We start from the raw sequence: 18,495 nt of genomic DNA, 5'->3' as shown, positions 1-18,495 counted from the left end.
ATAAACATCACGCCACCACACCGAAGTGCGATGACAAGTTTGAAACTGACAAAAAACAAAACAACACCAAACCCGAAGGCTCAGTACTGACTTGTATTGTCCAAATATGTTTCCAAAAGGAATCCTTGCCCCTCCAAAAAGGAGAGGCACGGGATCAAATTGGCATTTGACATAGTGCACGCTGTTGAGTTCTCAAGAATCGGACGCTTCTCGTTTCCGGCCTATTCGACCATCTCCCGAGAGCAACCTCTCTAACTTACATCAGGCTTGGAACCTTGTCAACTTGAGCTGTGCGAGATTCGCAATTGCTACTGGACGTTCCTGGTCCTGATGTTGAGTTATGTGCGCTTCTTCCTGGCCGGTTTCCCTGCCGCTCGGAAGCAACCTGTGTAACTTACCCGCGTTTTGATCCAGAGGTCAAACCACCCTTGAACCCGGGCGTGTCGCGCCCGTGGTCGGGCTCGCGGACCTAGCGCCTGCGGGCGGCTCCGGGCGCTATTCCACCAGGCCGTGGCGGGCGAAGGCCGTGGAGATGCCGTCTTCCAGCACGGTGGTGGTGACCTCATCAGCAAGCTTCTGCAGTTCGGGGTCGGCGTTCCCCATCGCGATCCCGACGCCACACACGTCGAACATCTCGATGTCGTTCCAGCTGTCGCCGATGCCGATGGCATCAGCACGGTCCAGCCCGAGGTGCTCGAGCACCTTCTCGATGGCGGCACCCTTCGTGGTGCCCGGAAGACCGACCTCCCCGTCGGAACCACCAGGCAGCGGCATGCTCCCGCGCACGATGTGGAAGCGCCCGCCGAACTCGGCCTTCGCCCGGTCGACGGCGCCGGGCTGCTCCGTGAAGAACACCGCCTTCGCGATCTCGGTGAGCGGGGCGTCCTCGATGGGCTCGGCAGAGAACCCCTCTTGCGGCGACGTCTGCGGTTCGACCTTGCCGACCCGCGCGGCCTGCAGGTGCTGCACGAGCGCCGCCCGGGTGGCTGCAGGTGCGTAGACGCGCTTGTCGCTCTGCAGCAAGTAGTGGAGGTCGTGCTTCTCGAAGTGCGCGATGAGGGCGTCGAGCTCGGCCCGCGGCATCGTCTCCTGGTGCACGCGAACGTCTCCCGCGTCCGCGAAGGCCCCGCCGTTGGTGACAGCCCCGTCGAACCCGATATCGAGCACCGCCTGCGGGATGTGCCCGGCCGCTCGGCCGGTGCAGAGGTAGACGAGGCGCCCCGCGGCACGTGCCTCACGCACCGCGCGCACCGTCGAAGGAGCGATCCGACGCCCGTGGTCGAGGATCGTGCCGTCGACATCGAGGAAGGCGATCTTGGGACTGCTCGAGCGTTCTGGCGGCATGTGACCTCACGTTGGTTCGGGAGTGCAGGGGCACTGACCAACCAACCCTATGCCGTGCGCGACTCTCCAAGACCGGCGGGTGGTCGCACCACAGGTGCCGCCGCTGGAAACACGAAACCCCGGCTCCGAGCTGGGCTCGGACCGGGGCTTCATCTTGGTGTTCTCTGCAGAGCGGAGACGAGGGGATTTGAACCCCTGGTCCCCTCAAAGGGGACTCCACCTTAGCAGGGTGGTGCACTCGGCCGGACTATGCGACGTCTCCAAGACTCACCTATCGTAGCGGGTCGCGAGCCAAGTTCCGAACCGAGCGGGAAATTGGCGTGGGACTGCTCGTGGCACGCGCCGGCCAAGCCGAGTCGAGCGACTATCCGAAGAGCGTCGTCGGGTTGGAGCACGACTCCTGGTCGGCTGCCTGGCCTGCGAAGGTCGGCGCCGGGGTCGCGACCGGCGCGTTCGGGTCGACGGGCGCATCCGTGGCCGTGTCCTCACCGGTCGTGCCGTCGCCGGCCGCGCCATCCTCACCGGCCGCGCCGTCCTCACCGGTCGGCGCACCAGCGACCGACAGCGGCTGGTCGGCCGCTAGCAGCTCCCACATGGCGGTCGCGTCGGGCTCGAGCGGCATGACCCGAGCACCGTCGTAGTCGGCCGTCGGCAGCTGCACGAACGCGATCTTCGACAGATCGACCTGGTTGAGCGCTGACGCCATGCCCATGAGCGTCGGCACGTCGGCGAGCGATTTCGTCATCTTCATGTTCTGCGTGGCCGCGACCCCGAGGCCGTACAGCTTCGTCGGGTTCGCGAGGGTGCCAGCGCTCTTCACCTCACGGATGAGCGATGAGAGGAACACCTGCTGGTTCGCGATGCGCTGCAGGTCGCTACCGCCCACGCCGTGGCGGGTGCGGAGGAACTTCAGCGCATCCTCGCCCTGCAGCGTGTAGTTGCCGGGTTGCAGGTAGAGGCCCACGTAGTCGTCGCTGATCTCGTTCGCGACGCACACGTCGACACCGCCCACCGCGTTCGACATCTCGATGACCCCGAGGAACTGCACCATCGCCGCGTACGGAATGTCGAGGCCGCTCATCGCCTCGACCGTCTCGACGACGCAGCCCATGCCACCCTCGCCGAGGATGCTGTTCATGGGCACCTCGAAGCGCTCCTCCTGAGCAACACCCTGGTCATTGGTGCACGCCGGCTGGTCGACGATCGTGTCGCGGGGGATGCTGACGACGGATGCGTGCGTGCGGTCGGCAGAGACGTGCAGCAGCATGTTCACGTCGTTGAGCACGCCGGACGCGTCCTCGTCGCCCTCCCCGTACTCGGCGCCCTGACCCGTGCGGTCATCGCTGCCGACAAGGAGGATGTTGAAGCCGCCCTCGATCTCATCGAACGCCACGGTGTCCTCGTCGTCTCCGCCGGGATTCGGCAGCACGTCGAGCCGCCCCCAGAGGCCGGCGACAGCGATGCCGCCGATGGCGAGCACGCTCACGAGCGCCACCGACAACGCGATGAGCAGCCCCTTGCCAAGCGAGCGAGCCGCTGACGTCACGGGCAGCCGGCCGTGCTGGGCGACCCCGCCGCGCGCATCCGGGTGCAGGATGCCGTCGTCGCCGGCCCGGTCGAAGCGCTGAGCGCTGCTCCCCCGTCGTCGAGAAGTCGTCACAGGTGCGGGCCTCCCCCGAAGCGTACGTGGAGTTCGTCAGCATAGGCTTCGCGAACGTGGATCACCTGACCACGCCCGAGCAGCGCTCGCCGCTGTTCACCGAGCTCAGAAGAGCGACGTGCTCGCGTTGGAGCACGACTCCTCATCGGCGCGCTGACCGGCGAGCGTCGGCTGCGGCACGGCCGTCGTTGGCGCCGTCTCAACCGGAAGGCCGGTTGCCGGGTCGACCGGGATGCCCGTGGTCGGGTCGATCGGGAAGCCCGTCGTCGGGTCGATCACCCAGCCCGTCTCCGGATCGATATTGACCGTCGCGTTCGGGTCCGGTGTCTCCGTCGCCTCTGGAGCACCGGCGACCTCGAGCGACTGGTCGGTGCGCAGCAGCTCCCACATGGCCGTCGCGTCCGGTTCGAGCGGCTGCACTCGCGCCGAGTCGTAGTCGGCCGTCGGCAGCTGCACGAACGTGATCTTGTCGAGCGGCACCTGCGAGAGCGCCATCGCCATGCTGACGAGCGTGTTCGGGTCGGTGAGCGAGCTCGACATGGTCATGTTCTGCGTCGCCGCGACACCCAGACCGTAGAGCTTGACGGGGTTCGTGAGCGTGCCCGCGCTCTTCACCTCGCGGATGAGGGAGGACAGGAACACCTGCTGGTTCGCGATGCGGGTGAGGTCGCTGCCGTCACCGACGCCGTGGCGGGTGCGGAGGAACTTCAGCGCGTCCTCGCCCTGCAGCGTGTAGTCACCCGGCTGGAGGTACAGGCCGACGTAGTCGTCGTTGATCTCGTTCGCCACGCAGACGTCGACGCCGCCGACGGCGTTGGACATCTCGATGACGCCGCGGAACTTCACCATCGCGGCGTAGGGGATCTCGATGCCGCTCATCGCTTCGACCGTGGAGACGACGCAGTTCATGCCGCCCTCGCCGAGGATGCTGTTCATGGGGACCTCGTAGGCCTCTTCCATGGCGACGCCCTGGTCGTTGGTGCAAGCCGGCTTGTTCACGATCGTGTCTCGCGGGATGCTGACGACGGATGCGCTCGAGCGGTCCTCCGCGATGTGGAGGAGCATGTTGACGTCGTTGAGCACGCCGTCCGCATCCGCTTCGCCCTCGCCGAACTCGGCACCCTGCCCCGTGCGGTCATCGCTGCCGACCAGCAGCACGTTGATGCCGCCCTCGATCTCGGCGAAGCTCGCGGGCTCCTCCGAACCTGACGGGTCGGCGATGTCGAAGGTCGTGACCTTCGACTGCAGGTTGATCCAGGCGAGCGCCCCGACGAACATGACGCTGACGAGCGCGACGCACAGGGCGATCGTCCCCGTCTTCACCACGGAGTTCGTCGGCGTCGTCACGTGCAGCTTGCCGTGGCGTGCCGAGGTGACCTTCGGCGCTTCGTCCTTGACGCCCTGGCCCGGGACGAAGCCGCGCCGTGCGCGGGAAGGTCCGGAGTGCGTCACAGGCGGGGTTCCTCACGTCAGGGGCTTGGTGGCGGAGGGCGTGGGATTCGAACCCACGAGACATTGCTGCCCACTGGTTTTCAAGACCAGCTCCATCGGCCGCTCGGACAGCCCTCCAGGATTGCTCACAACGATTCAGTATCGTTTTCGAGCTTGTCGCGTGTCCATGGTAACCGAAAGTGGAATGTCTGGTTACCCGGGCAGGACCCGCGACCTCACGGACGCTGCCGCGAGTAATGACGCGCCGGCTTCCCTGACAGAGCCAGCAGGGACAGGATATCCAGAGCCGTGAACGCGAGGGTAGTGCTGAACCTGATTTCCTCGTCGCCGGCCCACCAGCTGCCGAACTGCAGTGCGATCGACGCCGCCGCGTAGAGCAGCAGCGTGATGCGGGCCCAGTTGACGCCGCGCAGCACGAGCACACCAAGCAGCAGCGAGGTGAGGACGATGATGGCGCCCGCGATCATCGCCACGATCCAGGCGGGCTCCGCGAGCGTCGCCGCATCGGTGCCGGAGAGGTCGGCATCCGTGAGCACCTCACGCATGCCGTCGGGCCCGAGAAGGGCCAGCGCCCCGAAGAAGAGCAGGGCGAGCACCCCTCGCCCGAAGACGACGATGGCACCAAAGGTCGTCGTGATCGGCCGGCCGTGCCGTCGCACGGCCTCGCCGACGGAGGCCTCGACCGGATTCGACGAGCTGAGGGGCTCGAACGCCGCCCGCTTCCTCGCCGAGCGCTCCGGACGAGCCGGAGCGACTGCGGGGCCGGGGGTCACGGGGGGGGGGGCAGGGGCAGGGGCGACCGTGGGCTGGAGCTCGAACGCGGCGTTCGTCAGCGGCTCGAGCACCGGGGACGAGACGCCCGTCGCAGCATCCACGGCGCTCGGCAGCTGCAGCACCGGGAGGTTGCCGTCGGTGCGGATCGAGTCACCACCCCCGTTGCGCGAGTGGTACCCGGTGGAGAAGTCCTTCAGGATCGCGACCGACGCCCGCGGCGTGCCCTGGAGCACGGTCGCGACGATGTGGTCCCGCTCGACATCGGTGTCCGCATCGATCTTGTGCGTGACCTGCAGCGTGAAGAGCGAGAAGCCGACGGCACGATCGAAGGTGCCGGCCGCGAGCCAGTCGACGCGCGTGCCGCCTGGGAGGAGCCAGCCTTCCGGACACTTCCAGAACCGCACGTGGTGCCGCTTCGCGGGATTCCCGGCGACTTCCTGCTGGTAGGCGAAGTCCTGCTGCCGACCGAAGAGGAAGAGCGGGCTCACCGGCGCCTCGTCGTAGCTGCGCCGAGTGACGGTCGAGGAGATGATCCCGAGGCTCGTGCGCAGCGAGATGTCATCGGCCCGAGTCCAGCCCGCAGCCCGCATGGCCTCATGCAGCTCGGCCTCGTGACCGAGCAGCCCAAGGTTGATGGGGTCGCCAAGCAGGCCGTCGCTCGTGCGGGCCCTGCCGATGAAGTAGTCGGGCACGTACACGGTCGTCAGGATGCGGTGCATGCGCGGCAGCACCAGGTACGCGAGGAGCGCCCAGAAGATGACCAGGAGCAGGATCCCCCACCAGCCGACCTGCAAGGAGTCGTCGGCGACGAGGAACGCGAGCCAGATCGCGGCGAGCCCGGCGAACACGAAGAAGAAGCCGTCGAGCCCCTGCCCGATGGCGGCGAGCGGCCGCTTCCGCCTCCGTGGCACGTCGACGGTCACGCTCGTGCCTAGCTGAGCTTGCTCAGCGCCACGCCGAGGCCGTCGTGGGCGAAGTCCGGCGCCAGCACGTTGCCGGCGTCGATGACCTCCTGAGGCGCGTCGCCCATCGCGATGGCCGTTCCCCCGTTGGCCGCCCACTGCAGCATCTCGATGTCGTTGCGGCCGTCGCCAGCGACGACGACCCGCTCCATCGGGATGCCCAGCTCGCGACGCACACGCTCGAGCGCGGTGCCCTTGTTGACGCCGTCCGGCGCGATGTCGAGCCACGCCGTCCACCCAACCGAGTAGCTGACCTCGTGCAACCCGAGCCGCTCGATGACCGCCGTGAACTCCTCGATCGAATGGTCGGGCGAGATGACGACCAGACGCGTCGCCTCGGCGTTGAGCAGCTGCTCGAAGGGGACTTCCTGGCCCCGAGCCTCGAAGCTGCCGTCGGGGAAGTGCCCGCTGTACTTGAACACGCCGTGCGGATCCTCGACCGCGAACATGGCGTTCTCGAGTGCGCCGCGCAGGCTCACGAGCACCTCGGTGGGGTCGAAGGTCTCGATCCACCGGGTCGCGTATCCGCCCTGGGCGACGGCATCTTGCTCGAGCGTCATGGCCCCGTTGGCGGAGACGTGGAACCGGGAGTCGAGGCCGAGCCGCTCCGCGATGGGGCGCGTGTCCGCCCAGCTGCGGCCCGTCGCGAGCATGACCTCGTGACCTGCCGCCTGCAGGCGGCGAACCTGCTCGAACGTGGCGTCTGGGATCGCGCCGTCGATGCCGAGGATCGTTCCGTCGATGTCGAGCGCCACGAGCATCCGCTCGCCTGCGGCATCCGCCTCGTTCGAGGTGCCCAGGCCCGTCAGGCTCTCCGCGCTCACGCGACGGGCTCCATGACCTCGAGGCCACCGAGGTACGGGCGCAGGGGCTCGGGGATGAGCACCGAGCCGTCCGCGCGCTGATGCGTCTCGAACAGGGCGACGAGCCAGCGAGTCGTCGCGAGCGTTCCGTTGAGCGTCGCGACCGGCGTCGTCTTCCCCGACTCGGTGCGGTGGCGCGTCGACAGGCGCCGCGCCTGGTAGGTCGTGCAGTTCGACGTCGAGGTGAGCTCGCGGTACGCGTCCTGCGTCGGCACCCACGCCTCCACGTCGAACTTGCGAGCAGCCGAAGAGCCGAGATCTCCAGCGGCGGTGTCGATGACGCGGTAGCTCAAGCCGAGCGACTGCAGCACCTCCTCCTGCCAGCCGAGGAGCCGCTCATGCTCCGCCTCCGCCTCCTCCGGCTTCGCGTAGACGAACATCTCGAGCTTGTTGAACTGGTGCACGCGGATGATGCCGCGAGTGTCCTTGCCGTGCGAGCCGGCCTCGCGGCGGTAGCAGGTCGACCAGCCGGCGTAGCGAAGCGGGCCGGCCTCGAGGTCGAGGATCTCATCCGAGTGGTAGCCCGCGAGCGCGACCTCGCTGGTGCCCGTCAGGTACAGGTCGTCGTCCTGCAGGTGATAGACCTCGTCGGCGTGCTCGCCGAGGAACCCGGTGCCGCGCATGATCTCGGGCTTCACGAGCGTCGGCGTCGTGAGCATCACGAAGCCGTTGCGGATCGCGACGTCGAGGGCGTACGACATGAGGGCCAGCTCCAGGCGCGCGCCGATGCCGCGGAGGAAGTAGAAACGTGCACCGGAGACCTTCGCGCCGCGCTGCATGTCGATCGCGCCGAGCAGCTCGCCCAGCTCGAGGTGGTCGCGCGCCTCGAAGTCGAAGCTCGGCCGCTCCCCGACGGTCTTGAGCACCTCGAAGTTCTCCTCGCCACCGGCGGGGACCCCCTCGATGACGAGGTTCTGGATGCGCCCGATCGCGACGTCCGCGGCGGCGCTGGCCTCGTTGGCGGCCTGGCTCGCGGCCTTGACGCTCGCAGCGAGCTCCTTGACCGAGGCGAGGATCGCCGGCTTCTCCTCCTTGCTGGCCTTCGCGACCAGCTTGGACGCCGCGTTCTGCTCAGCACGCAGACGCTCGAACTCGGAGATCGCCGACCGGCGAGCCGCATCCGCCTCGAGGGCCGCGTCGACCGTCGCCGGGTCGTTGCCGCGCGAGAGCTGCGAGCGCTTGAGAAGGTCGGGCTGGTCACGGAGAAGCTGGGCGTCGATCACGGGCCAAGCCTAGCTGGCGCAGGTGACACGGGCACGAGCAGAGCTCGGCGCTGACACACACCATGGCTGACTTAAGCTCACTGCATGCCGCATACCGCCCGACAGGGTTCAGACAAGCTCGCCGCCATCGTCGTCAACCCAGTGAAAGTCGACACGAAAGCGCTGCGCGCAGCTGCCGCCGAGAGCGCCGAGCGGTACGACTGGCCGGAGCCGCTCTGGTTCGAGACGACCGTCGAGGATCCTGGTGCAGGGCAGACGAAGGAAGCCATCGCCGCCGGCGCGACCATGGTCATCGCCGCCGGAGGCGACGGAACCGTCCGGCTCGTCGCCGAGACGCTCGCGGGCACCGATGTCGCCCTCGGCGTTGTGCCAGGCGGAACCGGCAACCTGCTCGCCCGCAACATCGGCATCGAGGTGGCCGGGGGTGTGACCGACACGGTCTCGGAGATGGTGCAGAGCGCCTCCACCATCCTGCCGGGCGCAAAGCCCTCCTCGCTGCCCATGACCACGGTCGCGCGTGCCGTGGAAGTGGCCTTCGGCGGAGTGGATGCTCGCATCGACCTCGGCTGGGCCGCCGTCGAACGCGAGGACAAGACCCGCGAGCGCATGGCCTTCACCGTCATGGGCGGCGTCGGGATCGACGCAGGCATGATCGCGAACACCTCAGAGGACCTCAAGAAAAAGGTCGGGTGGGTGGCGTACCTCGGGGGCATCATCCGCTCCGTGGCCAACGGGCCCAACTTCCACCTGCGGCTGCGGGTCGACGGCAAGTCGCACGCCAGCACGCTGCGGGCCGCCACCGTGATGGTCGGCAACTGCGGACTGATGCCCGGCGGGCTCCACCTGCTCCCGGACGCCGAGATCGACGACGGGCGACTCGACCTTGCCATCATGCGCCCGAACGGGCTCCTCGGCTGGCTGCAGATCTACGGGCGCATCGTCGTGCAGTCCGGCATCATGCGTCGCACCGACGTCGGCCGGCGCATCCTGCTGGAAGGCCGCAAACACGTGCGCGCGCTCACGTACGCCCAGGTCGAGGAAGTCACCTTCCGCCTCGACTCGGGCCCGGAGGAGTTCGAGGTCGACGGGGATGCGGCCGGCCGGATCACGGCTGCGCGCATCTGGATCGAGCCCGCGAGCCTCACCGTGCGCACCCCGAAGCCCATCCCCGAGAACGAGGGCCTGCGCACGCTCGCACGACGGCTCGGCCTGGCTGCAGAAGAGAACTCGCCGAAGAAGCCCGCGCTCAGCTGAGGCGGCGCGCCCGGGGAGCACGCTCGAGTCGGGCGCGCGCCGCGGTCGCGCGGCTCACTTTTACGCCGACGCCGCCGGGAATGCTTGCATCCTCACGGAATCGGGCGCAAGAATGCTACTTATAACTCTGTAGACTCATGAGTAGCATTCCTCCATCATTTGGGACATGGTCGGTGAACTCCAGCGAAGTGTGGGCAAGAACATCCGTCGAATCCGGCTCTCGCGCGGCATCAGCCAAGAGGCCCTCGGCGCGGTCGTGGGACTGCACCGCACCTACATCGGCTCCGTCGAACGAGGCGAGCGGAACATCACCCTTCAGACGCTCGAGGGCATGGCGGAGCTCCTCGGCGTGGCCCCCATGGAACTCCTAGACGACGACACCTCAGCGCGAACGGATGCGACCCCCAGCGCCTGACCTCGCGGCCTCACCTCACCAATGTCGGTGGCAAGCCGTAGCTTGTCGGTGCAGGGCAGCGAGAACAGACTGTGCCGGGTCCCCTCGCTTCCCTCCCGCTGATCCGCCGACACCTGGAGCGATCGATGACGCACACCACCGGCACGAACACCTGCCCGACCTGGTGCATCGCGTTGCACCTCGACGGCGACACCCTGCACCACGGAGCGAGCATCGAGCTCGCGGTCATGCGGCGCCCCAGCCCCGGCGAGCGCCTGTTCCGCCCAGAGCTGTCCGCGACGCCGATGACGCTCGAGCTCGTCGCCCACCAGGAGACGGGTGAGCCTGCGCCGTGGATCGCGATTCTCCACGAGGGCGCGGCCGTCCTCGACCTCACGACACTGAGCGCCGAGCACCTCGCCGCCGCACTCCGCGACCTCGCAGCCGACGCGCGTCGCTGAACGTCGCGAAGACACCCGAGGGTGTCAGTCGGAACGGGCCGCTCCCCCACCCGACTCATCGATCTCATCCCGCTCCGAGCGCGCACGCCGCCGCATCCACACGACGAAGGCGACGAGCAGCACGACGATCACCCCGGAGAGCACGGCGATCGTGACCACCGCAGCGCGGGGAACGGACTGCTCCGCAGCAGCCGAGGCGACCTCGACGGCCTGCGCCTGCATGGCCCCCCAGAGGAGCAGCGCTGCAGCGAGGAGGACGGCGATGACGGCGAGCCCGACGCGACGAACGCGTTGACGTGGGGTCTGGCGAGGGCTGTGGCGAATAGCTGACGACACGTCTGTCTCTTCTCCGGGTACGACTGCGGACGCAAGGACACGCGCATCCGGAAACACAGCTGCGTCCTTCCGCGCGCGAAAAAGGGCGGCCCACCCCGTGTCGGGGTAGGCCGCCCAGTCTCTCAGACCGGCGTGCGCCGGACCTGGATCTGCTGGCGCTTAGGCGTCCTGCTTGCGCTTCTTCTGCGCGAGGAGGAGCACGGTACCGGCGAGCAGCACCGAACCGGCGATGCCGAACGCGAGCGCGGCGTCGAACTCTCCACCCGTGGTTGCGAGCGTGTCGTCGCTGCCAGCGGCCACCGCAGTCTCAGTCGGGGTCGCCGACGTCGACGCGGATGCCGAAGGCGAAGGCGTGACCGTGATGGTCGTGCCGGGCGTCGCGGTCGGCTCGGTGGTTGCCGTAGCCGTGGGCTCGGTCGTCGCGGTTGCCGTCGGCTCCGTCGTTGCCGTAGCCGTGGGCTCCGTCGTTGCCGTAGCCGTGGGCTCCGTCGTCGCGGTAGCCGTGGGCTCGGTCGTCGCGGTGGCCGTGGGCTCCGTGGTTGCCGTCGGCTCGGTCGTCGCCGTCGCCGTGGGCTCCGTCGTTGCGGTTGCCGTGGGCGTCGGGGTTGCCGTCGCGGTCGGCGTCGCCGTAGCCGTGGAGGTTGCCGTCGGCGTCGCCGTCGGGGTCGGGGCCACGTCGAAGCCGAGGGCGATGCGGATGTTCTTGCGCAACTCGAGCTGTTCTGCGTCGCTCCACAGGAACTCGAACTTGTCGGCGAGCACCGTGTCACCCGTGGGCTGGACGTCGGTGACGACGAACGCCGCCCAGGTCTCGGCGTAGTCCTCGACGATGTTCATCGCCGCGTAGTTGCTGACGTAGTCCGACTCGTGGGTCGCGTACCAGGCGTTGGCAACGTTCCAGTCGTAGTTGTCCTGCGGCGGAGCCGCGTCGCCGTAGGGCTCCCAGAAGTTCTCGTGGAAGCCGAGGATCTGCGAGTCGGGCTGCGGGCAGCCTTCCCAGAGCTCGAGCTTCTCGCAGGACGCGTAGGTGAGGTCGACCTCGTCCGTGTTGAGCGAGAGCACGTGGGCGAACTCGTGGATGAGGGTCTCGGTGAGGATCGCCTGGTCGTCCGCGTAGGCGAGGTTGACCTTCAGCTGCCACTTGGAGGGGTCGGTGCTGTCCTGGTTGACCGAAGCGGCGGTGTTGCTGCTCGGGTTGTTGTAGGTCTCGTACGTCGACATGTGCTCGTTGATGAACGACGGCGTCGCGATCTTGACGTAGATCTCCCAGATCGCGGCCTCGTCGGGCGTGACACCCGCTGGGAGCTCCGCTCCCGGCTGGATGACGTAGTTGCGCACGGGCTCCGTCGAGCGCGAGAGGTGCGAGCGGGTGTCGTCGCCGTGGCGCGACGGTGCCGCGACCGGCTCCGTCCGAGATCCGGTGAGGTCTTCGCTCGGGGTGTCTGCGAGCGCAGGGGCCGAGCCGAGACCGGCAGAGATGGCGACGATTCCGCCGATGAGTCCGATGGATGCGAGCGTCTTGCGGACGCCGCCGCGAGCCGACATCGAGCGCGAGCCCGTCTCCGACTCAAGCTGTTCGAGCTGCTTCTTCAAGCGTGGGCCCCTTCGTTGGTTGCGGGTCGTGTCGGTGCTGCGAGGCACTGCTTCGCAAGAGGCGACCAGCCGCGTGGTGATCGCACTCCGGCTCTGCGGCGCTGAGGCGGTGTCCCGCCAACCCACCGTCGCCGTCCCGAAACCGGGGTTGGTTAGCACGCGAAGATGGGAGCCAGCAAAGTGCTTGTCCACCGTAACAGGAACGTGACTTTTTTCAAGGGGCGAATTTCGGGTACTTCTCCCCCTGGCGCTGGGGTGTGCGGTGCGCTACGTGGTGCACGGTGGCGGCGTGTGAGACCGGCCGAGTGGCAGACGACACAGAATGTCGGCGGTCACTTCTACGTTGTCCGAACAGCCCAGCATCCGCTTCGCGCGGCAGCCGCCCCGGCTGTGCCGGACCGGGGCAGCCTGCCGCGTGCACACCAGAGGAGAACGCGCATGATCACGCGATCCGGCACCCCGCTCTGCCCAGCATGGTGCATCGCCCTGCATCTCGAGGCCGATGAGACCCTGCACTACGGCGCAAGCAGAGAGGTCTCCGTGGTGACGCGAGCGCCGGCGTCCCACCGCGAACGTCAGCATGCGTTCGCCATCGACACGCTGGTGCTCGTCCAGCATCAAGAACGCCACGAACGTGTTCCCTGGCTCGCGGTCCTCTTGCGAGGCGGCCCGGTGCTCGATCTCACGGTCGACAGCGCACGCCGTCTCGGCGCGAACCTCACCGAGGCCAGCGCGCGATGAACCTCAGCCGCGCAGCGAGCTCAGCCAGTCGACCGCTTCACCGAAGTGCTCGTCACCCCACTTGGGGTCGACGACGACCGGCTTGCGATCCGCCCGCGGGTACGAGCCGAGGAAGATGACGTGCGGGCTGAAGCGGCGAAGGCCGAGCAGCGCATCCGCAACCCTCGCGTCGTCGATGTGGCCATCGAGGTCGAGCACGAAGCGATACGAGCCGATGCGGTCAGGTAGAGGGCGAGACGTGATCATCGAGAGGTTCACGCCGCGAGTCGCGAACTGCTCGAGCATCACCATGAGGGACCCCGGGAACTCCTCAGGAAGCTCGACGATGAGGCTCGTCTTGTCGGCTCCCGTCCGAGCCGGAAGCTCACGACTGAGGCTCACGAGCGCGAACCGTGTGCGCGCCGTCTTGTTGTCCTGGATGCCCTCGCCCAGCACCGACACGTCGAAGCGATCCTCGACCCCGCGCGGCGCTATCGCGGCGTCGATGTCGCCGCGCTCGTCGAACAGCGCGTTGACGCTCGAGATGTTCGAGTTCGCGACGACGTGCTCGTGCCCCGGGATGTTGCCGTGCAGCCACCTGCGGCACTGGCCGTACGCAACCGGATGCGCCGACACCGTGCGCACATCCTCGAGACGCGTTCCGGGCCGGACGACGAGGCTGAACGAGATCGCCACCTCGTACTCGCCCGCGATACGAAGCCCCGGGATCGTCGCGAGCGCATCCTGAGACGCCGTGACGCCGCCCTCGATGCTGTTCTCGATCGCGATCATGGCTGCCACGCTGCGCCCGGAGGTGACATCGGCGAGCGCCTCGCCGACGTTGCTCACGGGACGCCAGATCTGACCCTCGGCGGCGGCGACCTGGCCGAGCGCCGCCTCCGTGAACGTGCCAGCCGGCCCGAGGTAGGAGTACGTCTCTCGCTCATCTGGCACGGTGCTGGCATCGGTCATGGGGTTCAGCCTATGCCGATGCATGAGTTCCTCCCCACGAGACACCGCGCGGTGCCAGACTGAGGGCATGCACGATCGCGCTGGCAGCCTCGCCCTTGAAACTGACCTCATCGATCTCGACGCACTCATCGCTGCGTACGCCGAGAAGATCCCCGACCCCGCCGTCTCGACGCAGCGCGTCGCGTTCGGCACGAGCGGCCACCGCGGCTCGAGCCTGAACTCCTCGTTCAACGAGACGCACATCCTCGCCATCACGCAGGCCATCGTCGAGTACCGAGCGGCTCAGGGCATCACCGGCCCGCTCTTCATCGGACGTGACACGCACGGACTCAGCGAGCCGGCCGAGCGCAGCGCCCTCGAGGTGCTCGTCGGCAACGGCGTCACCGTGCTCGCCGACCTCGACGACGAATGGGTGCCGACCCCCGCGCTCTCGCACGCGATCATCCGCTACAACGCCGACCCGGCCAACACCGAGCAGGCAGACGGCATCGTCGTCACCCCGAGCCACAACCCCCCGCAAGACGGCGGCTTCAAGTACAACCCCCCTCACGGCGGGCCGGCGGACAGCGACGCGACCGGTTGGATCGCGAACCGCGCCAACGAGCTCATCGAGGCCGGCCTCGAAGGCGTGAAGCGCGGCACCCCGGACACGAGCAACGTCGGCCGCCACGACTTCAAGGGCGACTACGTGCGCGACCTGAAGAACATCATCGACGTCGACGCCATCAAGCGCGAGGGTGTGCGCATCGGCGCCGACCCGCTCGGAGGCGCCAGCGTGCGCTACTGGCAGGCCATCGCCGACGAGTACGGCCTCGACCTCACGGTCGTGAACCCGGACGTGGACGCGCGCTGGCCGTTCATGACGCTCGACTGGGACGGCAAGATCCGCATGGACCCGTCGTCGCAGTCCGCTATGGCCTCCGTGCTCGCACGCCGCCACGACTACGACATCCTCACGGGCAACGACGCCGACGCCGACCGCCACGGCATCGTCACCCCTGACGCGGGGCTCATGAACCCCAACCACTACCTCGCCGTCGCCATCGACTACCTGTGCGCGAACCGCCCTGAGTGGTCCGAGTCGGCCGGTATCGGCAAGACGCTCGTGTCGAGCACCATGATCGACTTCGTCGCAGCATCGCTCGGCCGCACGCTCGTCGAGGTGCCCGTCGGCTTCAAGTGGTTCGTGCCGGGCCTCATCGACGGCTCCATCGTGTTCGGCGGCGAAGAATCCGCAGGAGCCTCGTTCCTCCGCAAGGACGGCACCGTCTGGACCACCGACAAGGACGGCATACTCCTCGCCCTCCTCGCCGCGGAGATTATCGCCGTCACCGGCAAGACGCCGTCGCAGCGGTACGAGGAGCTCGTCGCCGAGTTCGGTCGCCCCGCCTACGAGCGCGTCGACGCGCCGGCCACCCCCGCCCAGAAGGCGGTGCTCGGCAAGCTCGACGGCGACGCGATCTCCGCGGTCGAGGTCGCCGGCGACCCCATCACGGCTCGCCTCAGCCACGCACCTGGCAACGGTGCGGCGATCGGCGGAGTGAAGGTCACCACCGAGAACGCATGGTTCGCCGCCCGCCCGTCCGGCACCGAGGACGTCTACAAGATCTACGCCGAGTCGTTCAAGGGCCCCGAGCACCTGAAGCTCGTGCAGGCGGAGGCCAAGGCGATCGTCGACGCGGCGCTCGGTTCCTGACCGCGCACCGCAGCGCACCACCCGCCGCAGCGACGCTGCCTGCGTTTCCAGCTCCTCGACGAACTCGAGAGGTTGGAAACGCAGGCAGCGTTCTGCTTCGTCGAAGTCTTCGCGCTGCGCTGACGCGCGGCTACTGACCTTCGGCGGGCGTTGGGTTGGTCGCGCTGAGGCGGCCGGCCTGTCCGACACCGGCCGAGAACTCGACGCTCACGATGTCCCCCGACGCGTTGAAGCAGGTCACGCCGGTTTCGAAGGTGATCTCGCACACGAACTCGCCAAGCACCACGGGCGAGTTGTAGGGCTGCACGACGGCACCCTCGAGCGGAATGTCGGCCGTGAGGCACGGGAACGTGTAGCCGTTGGAGTCGAGCCCAACGACGACGCCCGTCGCGCCAGCCTCGCACGCCTGTTCCGGAACCGGGAAGTCGACCGTGTACTGCTGGCAGGCGACGCCCGTCTCCGGGGTGATCTGGCAGCGGATGTTGCCGGTCTCGCTCGTGAAGGTGACCGGCGCGAAGTTGGGGTCGGCGACGGCGGCCGGTCCGGCGGGCGGTGCCGGTTCCTCCGTCGCGGGCTGCTCAGCGGCGGTCTCGCTCGCGGAGGGGTCGCCGCCAGCGATGGGGTCGTCTCGGTTCGCTCCGACGACGTTGCCGATCATGATGGCCGAGAGGATCAGCAGGATCGAGCCGACCACCGAGAGGGCGATGATGCCGAGTCGTCGACGGTTGCGGTTGTCGAGGCCACGCACGGCCGCACCGACGCGTCCACCGCCTCCGCCGCTCCCGCCGCCGAGCGCGGCACCCACTCGGTCGAACGGATTCCGATCGGACGGCTGGACGTCGGGCTCGTCACTGACCGGTCCCGAGGAGACAGGCCCCGTGGACCGCGGCGGGGCGGCAGCAGGCGCACCGGCCCCACGCGGCGCGGGCCCGGGACGGCGAGGCGCACGAGGCGCTCGCACGCCAGCGGACGTCGGGGCGGACGACGACTCGTCCGCGTCGTCCTCGTCGAACCAGCTGGAGAGCAGCTCCTTGGCAGGGTCCTGCTCGCGCTGGCCTCCCTGAGGCGTCTCAGGCGGAGCGAAGCGCGCATCCCGGTCGCTGTCACGATCCTGCGCGAAGTCCTGATCCTGCGCGGAATCCTGATCCTGCGCGAAGCCCCGGCCGTGGCTGACACCCTGGCCTTGGTCGACGTCCTCGCCGTAGGCGGCCCCGGTGTGCTGCTTCGGCAGCGCACGCGTCGGCGGCTCAGCCTCCGGCGCACTCGGTGCCTGCGCTGCACTCGGGACCTGGGCTGCGGGCTCGGGCATCTGCGGGGTCTGCGCTGCCGGGGCGTCGGAGGCACCGAACAGCTCGGCCGCATCCTGTCGCTCGGAGTCGCGCGCTTCACCGAAGCTCTCGCGCTTGCGAGACGGGAGCGGCACGATGCCGGTCTGCTCGAAGTCGCGCGACACGATCGGGCGATCGGAGTCGTCGAGGACGCTGCCGTCGCTGCGCTCACCGGCGAGGAGCTCATCGAAGGCGCTCTTCCCGGCAGGTGCCGCGCGGGGCGGCTCGCCGGGCACGACCGCTGGACCGCTCGGGAAGACGGGGGCAGCGGATGCGCCGCGGAACGGGTCGCCCGTGGCGGGCATCGGCGGCGGTGAGGGGACCACGCGCGGCGTCGGGAGCGCTGGCGGCTCGGCGCGGAACGAGGGGATACGCGGGGCATCGTTGGTGGCGCCCGGCTGCGCACCGGCACCCTCGAGACCCGAATCGGTCGAAACCGGCGCCGCAGAGTCAGCTGATGAGCTGGGAGCGGCTGCCCGCTGGTCGGAGTCGGCTGTCGGCGCCGCTGCTGCCCGCTCGGGGGGCCTCCCGAACTGCGGCGCGGCGCTGGCTGGTGCAGAGCTCTCCGGAGCAGCGGTCTCCGATGGCGACTCACGGCGCGGTGCGGGCGCGGACGGGGCGTTCACGGCGGATGCCGCCTGCTCCACGGGTGCGGGGTCGCCCGTGCCCTTGAGGTCGGAGAACCAGCTCGGCACCTGTCCGCGCGGCTCGCTGTCGTCTGCGTCGGGCATGCCGGGCTGGGACGAACGTGCCGGCGGGGTGTTCATGGGGAGCACGTCGAACTCGGTTGTCGGCGGCTCGAACGCGAACGCGTCCCGCACCGGCCCCGTCGTGTTCGGCGTGGACGCTGCAGGAGCCTGCGGAGCTTCAGCGCTCGCAGCTTCCTCAGCGCTCGCAGCTTCTTCAGCGGTCGGCGCCTCGACGGGCGGCTCAGCTGGCGCGGGGGTGCGTGGGCGCGCCGGAGTGGGAGGGATGACCGTCTCGGGCGTGACGATTCCTCGCTCACCCGTCGCGCGCAGGTCGGGGTTGAAGCGGCGGCGCGAGCGGAGGAACGACGGGGGCTCCGGAACAACGGGCTCCGGTTCGCTGCCGGCGTCGTCCGTCTCCGGCGCGCTCGGCGACGAGGCCTTCGGGCGGTACCGTGCGAAGAAGTCGTCGCCGTCAGTGGGCGCCGTCTTCTGCTCCGCCTCTTCGCGAGCGCGGCCCACGACCTCCGACGGAGGAGTGGGTGCCGAGGCGTTCCAGCGGAACCCGCCCGCACCGATATCAGCCGGTCGGCGCGGAGCAGCGTTGCTGCCGTCGCTTTCGGCGGCGCGAGGGCGCACGGCCGTCAGCTTGGTACCGCACTCGGCGCAGAATCTCTGTCCGACCTGCGCTTCGGCACCACACGTGGGGCACGTTGCCATCTCGACCTCCTGGTCTTGGAGTGCTTCTGCTTCCAAAGCTCTGGCAGAACTCTACCG

Annotated in this window: 15 protein-coding genes and 2 tRNA genes; 5 read left to right on the top strand and 12 right to left on the bottom strand. The window is 68.6% G+C overall.

Translation table 11 applies throughout. From position 1 onward, the window contains the following. Positions 1 to 495: 495 nt before the first annotated feature. From ABVF28_RS06385 to serS, 8 genes are all read right to left on the bottom strand, one after another. On the bottom strand, positions 496 to 1,344 hold the full coding sequence (locus ABVF28_RS06385) for a Cof-type HAD-IIB family hydrolase (protein WP_371029867.1): 849 nt from the start codon (positions 1,342 to 1,344) through the stop codon (positions 496 to 498). A gap of 172 nt (positions 1,345 to 1,516) precedes the next feature. After that, positions 1,517 to 1,606 (bottom strand) — tRNA-Ser (locus ABVF28_RS06380). Positions 1,607 to 1,708: 102 nt separating this feature from the next. Beyond that, a complete protein-coding gene (locus ABVF28_RS06375; RefSeq protein WP_371029866.1) occupies positions 1,709 to 3,004 on the bottom strand; it encodes an LCP family protein in 1,296 nt (431 codons plus the stop codon). 105 nt (positions 3,005 to 3,109) lie between these two features. After that, on the bottom strand, positions 3,110 to 4,456 hold the full coding sequence (locus ABVF28_RS06370) for an LCP family protein (RefSeq protein ID WP_371029865.1): 1,347 nt from the start codon (positions 4,454 to 4,456) through the stop codon (positions 3,110 to 3,112). A 29-nt stretch (positions 4,457 to 4,485) separates the two neighbouring features. Continuing rightward, positions 4,486 to 4,573: transfer RNA gene (locus ABVF28_RS06365), tRNA-Ser, on the bottom strand. Positions 4,574 to 4,671: 98 nt separating this feature from the next. Then, positions 4,672 to 6,153, bottom strand: coding sequence for an LssY C-terminal domain-containing protein (locus tag ABVF28_RS06360; RefSeq protein WP_371029864.1), 1,482 nt, complete (start codon positions 6,151 to 6,153; stop codon positions 4,672 to 4,674). An 8-nt stretch (positions 6,154 to 6,161) separates the two neighbouring features. After that, positions 6,162 to 7,016, bottom strand: a complete 855-nt coding sequence (locus ABVF28_RS06355) for an HAD family hydrolase (protein WP_371029863.1) — start codon at positions 7,014 to 7,016, stop codon at positions 6,162 to 6,164. Then, the gene (serS, locus tag ABVF28_RS06350; protein ID WP_104310947.1) at positions 7,013 to 8,278 is read right to left on the bottom strand and encodes a serine--tRNA ligase; all 1,266 of its coding nucleotides are present in this window, start codon (positions 8,276 to 8,278) and stop codon (positions 7,013 to 7,015) included. The genes ABVF28_RS06355 and serS overlap by 4 nt, the downstream gene beginning before the upstream one ends. A gap of 84 nt (positions 8,279 to 8,362) precedes the next feature. Here serS and ABVF28_RS06345 point away from each other — a divergent pair, with 84 nt between their 5' ends. From ABVF28_RS06345 to ABVF28_RS06335, 3 genes are all read left to right on the top strand, one after another. Beyond that, positions 8,363 to 9,532 (top strand): diacylglycerol kinase family protein, encoded by a 1,170-nt coding sequence (locus ABVF28_RS06345; RefSeq protein ID WP_104310946.1) that lies wholly within the window; start codon positions 8,363 to 8,365, stop codon positions 9,530 to 9,532. A gap of 166 nt (positions 9,533 to 9,698) precedes the next feature. Beyond that, entirely contained in the window at positions 9,699 to 9,947 is a 249-nt protein-coding gene (locus ABVF28_RS06340; RefSeq protein ID WP_179555371.1) for a helix-turn-helix domain-containing protein, read from the top strand. A 125-nt stretch (positions 9,948 to 10,072) separates the two neighbouring features. After that, complete coding sequence (locus ABVF28_RS06335) at positions 10,073 to 10,387, top strand: hypothetical protein (RefSeq protein WP_371029862.1); 315 nt, start codon at positions 10,073 to 10,075, stop codon at positions 10,385 to 10,387. A gap of 24 nt (positions 10,388 to 10,411) precedes the next feature. On the opposite strand, the gene ABVF28_RS06330 is transcribed toward ABVF28_RS06335, so the two are convergent. After that, positions 10,412 to 10,723 (bottom strand): hypothetical protein, encoded by a 312-nt coding sequence (locus ABVF28_RS06330; protein WP_371029861.1) that lies wholly within the window; start codon positions 10,721 to 10,723, stop codon positions 10,412 to 10,414. A 159-nt stretch (positions 10,724 to 10,882) separates the two neighbouring features. Continuing rightward, positions 10,883 to 12,316 (bottom strand): hypothetical protein, encoded by a 1,434-nt coding sequence (locus ABVF28_RS06325; protein ID WP_371029860.1) that lies wholly within the window; start codon positions 12,314 to 12,316, stop codon positions 10,883 to 10,885. Positions 12,317 to 12,754: 438 nt separating this feature from the next. On the opposite strand from ABVF28_RS06325, the gene ABVF28_RS06320 reads away from it, so the two are divergent. Beyond that, positions 12,755 to 13,057 (top strand): hypothetical protein, encoded by a 303-nt coding sequence (locus ABVF28_RS06320; RefSeq protein WP_371029859.1) that lies wholly within the window; start codon positions 12,755 to 12,757, stop codon positions 13,055 to 13,057. A gap of 3 nt (positions 13,058 to 13,060) precedes the next feature. On the opposite strand, the gene pheA is transcribed toward ABVF28_RS06320, so the two are convergent. Further along, a complete protein-coding gene (gene pheA, locus ABVF28_RS06315; RefSeq protein WP_179555376.1) occupies positions 13,061 to 14,008 on the bottom strand; it encodes a prephenate dehydratase in 948 nt (315 codons plus the stop codon). A gap of 67 nt (positions 14,009 to 14,075) precedes the next feature. Here pheA and pgm point away from each other — a divergent pair, with 67 nt between their 5' ends. Continuing rightward, complete coding sequence (pgm, locus tag ABVF28_RS06310; protein WP_271986437.1) at positions 14,076 to 15,704, top strand: phosphoglucomutase (alpha-D-glucose-1,6-bisphosphate-dependent); 1,629 nt, start codon at positions 14,076 to 14,078, stop codon at positions 15,702 to 15,704. Between the two features lie 130 nt (positions 15,705 to 15,834). Here the strand turns inward: pgm and ABVF28_RS06305 are convergent, their stop codons facing one another. Then, positions 15,835 to 18,357, bottom strand: coding sequence for a hypothetical protein (locus ABVF28_RS06305; protein ID WP_371029858.1), 2,523 nt, complete (start codon positions 18,355 to 18,357; stop codon positions 15,835 to 15,837). Between the last annotated feature and the right edge of the window lie 138 nt (positions 18,358 to 18,495).

The organism is Pseudoclavibacter sp. JSM 162008, from assembly GCF_041366455.1.
Classification (GTDB): Bacteria; Actinomycetota; Actinomycetes; order Actinomycetales; family Microbacteriaceae; genus Pseudoclavibacter.
The sequence above is the reverse complement of the archived record's forward strand: the minus strand, read 5'-3'. Positions and strand labels throughout refer to the sequence as shown.

Excerpts from the sequence above, each read along its gene's own strand:
- pgm (WP_271986437.1), top strand. The coding sequence starts at position 14,076 with ATGCACGATCGCGCTGGCAGCCTCGCCCTTGAAACTGACCTCATCGAT.
- ABVF28_RS06320 (WP_371029859.1), top strand. The coding sequence starts at position 12,755 with ATGATCACGCGATCCGGCACCCCGCTCTGCCCAGCATGGTGCATCGCC.
- ABVF28_RS06340 (WP_179555371.1), top strand. The coding sequence starts at position 9,699 with ATGGTCGGTGAACTCCAGCGAAGTGTGGGCAAGAACATCCGTCGAATC.
- ABVF28_RS06345 (WP_104310946.1), top strand. The coding sequence starts at position 8,363 with ATGCCGCATACCGCCCGACAGGGTTCAGACAAGCTCGCCGCCATCGTC.
- pheA (WP_179555376.1), bottom strand. The coding sequence starts at position 14,008 with ATGACCGATGCCAGCACCGTGCCAGATGAGCGAGAGACGTACTCCTAC.
- ABVF28_RS06385 (WP_371029867.1), bottom strand. The coding sequence starts at position 1,344 with ATGCCGCCAGAACGCTCGAGCAGTCCCAAGATCGCCTTCCTCGATGTC.
- ABVF28_RS06335 (WP_371029862.1), top strand. The coding sequence starts at position 10,073 with ATGACGCACACCACCGGCACGAACACCTGCCCGACCTGGTGCATCGCG.